Source organism: Burkholderia sp. Se-20378, from assembly GCF_017104665.1.
In the GTDB taxonomy this organism is placed as follows: domain Bacteria; phylum Pseudomonadota; class Gammaproteobacteria; order Burkholderiales; family Burkholderiaceae; genus Burkholderia; species Burkholderia lata.
The window spans coordinates 1-4,056 of record NZ_JAAGPG010000658.1 but is presented as its reverse complement, the minus strand read 5'-3'; the positions used below and the strand labels follow the sequence as shown (position 1 = coordinate 4,056).

4 protein-coding genes and 1 pseudogene are annotated in these 4,056 nt (G+C 70.2%); 2 read left to right on the top strand and 3 right to left on the bottom strand.

Annotation, left to right across the window (positions count from 1 at the left end; all coding sequences use genetic code 11):
• The 3 genes from G3N93_RS35580 to G3N93_RS35570 form a co-directional block, all read right to left on the bottom strand.
• Positions 1 to 648, bottom strand: a 648-nt coding sequence (locus tag G3N93_RS35580) for a PhaM family polyhydroxyalkanoate granule multifunctional regulatory protein (RefSeq protein ID WP_206135072.1), incomplete at its 3' end; no start/stop codon positions are given.
• Positions 649 to 736: 88 nt separating this feature from the next.
• Positions 737 to 1,564: an enoyl-CoA hydratase/isomerase family protein gene (locus tag G3N93_RS35575; RefSeq protein WP_085042695.1), complete on the bottom strand. Its 828-nt coding sequence runs from the start codon at positions 1,562 to 1,564 to the stop codon at positions 737 to 739.
• Positions 1,565 to 1,701: 137 nt separating this feature from the next.
• Positions 1,702 to 2,694, bottom strand: coding sequence for a fumarylacetoacetate hydrolase family protein (locus tag G3N93_RS35570; RefSeq protein WP_206135071.1), 993 nt, complete (start codon positions 2,692 to 2,694; stop codon positions 1,702 to 1,704).
• A 155-nt stretch (positions 2,695 to 2,849) separates the two neighbouring features.
• Between G3N93_RS35570 and G3N93_RS35565 the strand changes: the two genes are divergently transcribed.
• Together G3N93_RS35565 and G3N93_RS35560 are read left to right on the top strand one after the other, a co-directional pair.
• Positions 2,850 to 3,722 carry an IclR family transcriptional regulator gene (locus tag G3N93_RS35565; RefSeq protein ID WP_174937719.1) on the top strand — a complete coding sequence of 291 codons (873 nt, stop codon included), beginning with the start codon at positions 2,850 to 2,852 and terminating at the stop codon, positions 3,720 to 3,722.
• Positions 3,723 to 3,836: 114 nt separating this feature from the next.
• Positions 3,837 to 4,056 (top strand): annotated as a pseudogene (locus G3N93_RS35560) (DUF3108 domain-containing protein); the annotation flags it as partial.

Genomic DNA, 4,056 nt, shown 5'->3' with positions numbered 1-4,056 from the left:
CTTGCGCGGCGCGGCGGCGGCCGGCGCCGGCTTCGCGGCCGGCTCCGGCGGCACGGCCGCGTCCGCCGGCGCATCGCCCGGCGCGGCGGGCTGCATGCCCGGCTGCGCCATCGCGAGGCTCGCGCGCTGGTTGCACTGAGACTGCCGCAGGCTCCACCAGCCCGCCGCGTCGAAGGCCTGCTGCGCGGCGTCGCCCGCCGCCGCATCCGACGCGCCGGCATCCGGGGCCCGCGCGGCGTCGCCCGACGCCTGTTTCGCCGCATGCGCGGCCGCGACGGCCGCTTCCTCGGCCGCCGACATCGAGCTCTGCGCGAACGCGCCGAACGCACGCAGCGTCGCGAGCGTCGCGCGCTGCACCTCGAGCGCCTGGATCGCGGACTGCAGCATCCCGAGATTGAGCTTCAGCCACTGCTCGACGGCGCGCAGATCGGTGATCCGCTTGTCGAGCTCCTCGACGCTCGTGAGCGGCGCCATCATGTCGGACATGCTCGACAGCGACGGCGGCAGCCCTTGCGTGGCGCCCGGAAACGACGTCATCCCGCCGAACGGCGACATCCGCATCATGTCCCACATGCGGTCCATCATGTCGGCGGGCTTGAAGCCGGCAAAGCCGGCGAAAGGGTTGGAGCCGGAGGCATCGGTCGTCATACGGGCGTCCTGGTTGACTGGGTGAGTGCGAGGCGGCCGCCATGCATCGCGCGAGCCGCGCCTGGATCGATCATAGCGCCAGCGCGTGTCAGAACGGCGCGTCGCCGGGGAACTCGGGCGGGCGGCGCTCGCGCAGCGAGCGGATGCCTTCCTGCACGTCCGGCCCGGCAAACCCCATGAATTCGAGCGCGAGCGACGTATCGAAGGTCGGCCCGGCCGTGCGCAGCCAGTTGTTCAATGCGTACTTGGTCCAGCGGATCGCCGACTGCGAACCGTGCGCGAGCCGCTCGGCCACTTCGTAGGCCTTCGGCAGCAGGTCGGCCGGCTCGACCGCGAGCGAGACCAGCCCGATCCGCTCGGCCTCCTCGCCGCTCACGGGCTCGCACAGCATCAGGTAGTACTTCGCCTTCGCCATCCCGCACAGCAGCGGCCACACGATCGCCGCATGGTCGCCGGCCGCGACGCCGAGCCGCGTGTGGCCGTCGATGATGCGCGCATCCTTCGCGGCGATCGAGATGTCCGCGAGCAGCCCGGCGACGAGCCCGGCACCAACGGCCGGGCCATGCATCGCCGAGACGATCGGCTTGCTGCAGTTGATCACGTTGTAGACGAGGTCGCGCGCCTCGCGCCATACGCGGGCACGCACGTCGAAGTCGTTCGCCATGTCCTCGACGAGCGCGAGATCGCCGCCCGCCGAGAAGCCCTTGCCTTCGCCGCGGATCACCGCGACGCGCGTGTCGGGATCGCGGTCGACGTCGCGCCAGATGTCGGCGAGCTCGCGATGCATGCGTGCGTTCGCGGTCGCGAGGCCGCTGCGGTTCGCGCCCTCGCCGCTCATCACGATGTCGAGCACGCCATGGTCGCGGCGCGTCACCTTCAGTGCTTCGTAACCGCCGTACGCGGCGAGATTGGCCATGCGCTGCTCCTTGCTCGAGGCTCTCGCGCCCCTGAATCGAGTGTAGCCAAGCCCGCGCGGGCAAACATCAGGCGAAACCCGGCGCGCGGGCCGGGCCCGGGTTTCGCGAAAGCGGAGCGCTGCGCGCTCCGCGTGACTTACGCCGCGCCGTCGGGCGGGGCGACCGACTGCTCGATTGCGCCGAAGATCGACTTGCCGGCCGTGTCGAACATCTCGATGCGCACGGTATCGCCGTAGCGCATGAACTGGGTCTGCGGCGCGCCGTGCTCGATCGTCTCGAGGCAGCGCTTCTCGGCGATGCAGCAGTAGCCGCGCTTCGCGTCCTTGTTCGACACCGTGCCCGAGCCGACGATCGAGCCGGCGCGCAGGTTGCGCGTCTTCGCCGCGTGCGCGATCAGCTGGCCGAAGTGGAACACCATGTCGGTGCCCGCATCGGGCTGACCGACCTTCTTGCCGTTCCAGTGGACGATCATCGGGCGGTGCACGCGGCCTTCGCGCCATTCGTCGCCGAGCTCGTCGGGCGTCACGGCGACCGGTGCGAATGCGGTGGCCGGCTTGCTCTGGAAGAAGCCGAAACCTTTCGCGAGCTCGGCCGGAATCAGGTTGCGCAGCGACACGTCGTTCACGAGCGTGACGAGCCGCACGGCCTTCAGCGCCTCGTCGGGCGTCGCGCTCATCCGCACGTCGCCGGTGATCACCGCGACTTCCGCCTCGAAATCGATGCCCCATTCCTCGGACGGGCACACGACGTCGTCGCGGGCCCCGAGAAAATCGTCGCTGCCGCCCTGGTACATCAGCGGGTCGGTCCAGAATTCGGGCGGCATCTCCGCGCCGCGCGCGCGGCGCACGAGCTCGACGTGGTTCACATAGGCGGAGCCGTCGGCCCACTGGAACGCGCGCGGCAGCGGCGCCATGCAGTTGGCCGGATCGAACGCGAAGGAATTGCGCGCGCGGCCGTGGTTCAGCGCGTCGTACAGGTCGCGCAGCTGCGGCGCGTAGAACGCCCAGTCGTCGAGGACGCGCTGCAGCGTCGGCGCGATCGCGTCGGCGATCGCCGCGGTGTGCAGGTCGCGCGACACGACGATCAGCTGGCCGTCGCGCGTGCCGTCCTTCAGCGAAGCAAGTTTCATAAGGGGACTCTGCCGTTGTAGTGACGATGGAGGGAATCTATTTTACGATGGTGAATCCCTGCGGCGCGCCGCGATTGTGCGCGCCGTTTTCGCCCCGATTATCCGGCCCGGTTTTTCAGCCCGACTTCTGCCGCCTTTTCGCGCACCTGCCGCCCATGCCTGCCAGCCCGCTTCCCGACGACGATCTCGCCGACTCCGATACCGACACCGACGACGCCGCTTCCGGCGAGCACGGCGAGAAGGTCCGTTCCGGCATCCAGTCGATCGAGGTCGGCTTCCGCCTGCTCGACGTGCTGACGAGCGAGCCGCGCGCGATGATGCTGCGCGACCTCGCGCAGCGCGCGGGCATGAGTCCTGCGAAGGCGCACCGCTACCTGGTCAGCTTCTCGCGGCTCGGCGTGGTGTCGCAGGACCCCGTCTCGGGCCGCTACGAGCTCGGCGGCTTCGCGCTGCAGATGGGGCTCGCGCGGCTCGCGCGCGTCGACGGCGTGAAGCTCGCGCGCATCGCGCTGACCGAATTCCGCGACCGCCTCGACCAGACGGTCGGCATCGCCGTGTGGGGCAACCAGGGGCCGACGATCGTCCACTGGATGGAATCGAGCCACCCGGCGAAGGCATCGCTGAAGCTCGGCGACGTGATGCCGCTGCTCGGCTCCGCGACGGGGCTGCTGTTCGCCGCGTACCTGCCGCGCAGCAAGACCGCCGCGATGCTCGAGCGCGAACTCGCCGATACGCGCCGCTCGCCGCACCACGGCGGCCCGCGCACGCTCGACGAGGTCGACGCGGTGCTCGCCGACGTGCGCAAGCACGAGGCCGCGCGCGTCGAGGGGATGCTGCTGCCGACGATCCACGCGTTCTGCATGCCCGTGTTCGATGCAGTCGGCGAACTCGCGCTCGCGATCGTCGCGCTCGGCCAGGAAGGCTCGTTCGACATTGCATGGGGCGGCGAGATCGACACCGCGCTGCGCGCATACGCGCAAAAACTGTCTTACGAACTCGGCTATAGTCCCGACGCGCGCGACGCCTGACGCATCCGGTACCCGCTCCGTCACGCAGCGCGAACGCGCGGCGCATTCGACAGTCCGATTCCTGTGGCGCGCGCTGCGCGCCCGACGTCATGCGAACGCCCCGATCCTGTTCCGATGCCCATGCAGCCAGCCGACACCCGCCCGAGTCACGCTTTGCCCCGCCACTGGCTGCGCGTGGGCATTGCGCTCGTCGTCGTGCTGGTGCTGCACGCGCTCGCCGCGTTCTGGCTGATGCGCAACCGCGACGCGTTCACGCCGCCCCCACCCGCCGACATCCCCGTACAGATCGAGCTGCTGAAACCGCAACCGATCGAGCGCCAGCCCGCGCCGCCTG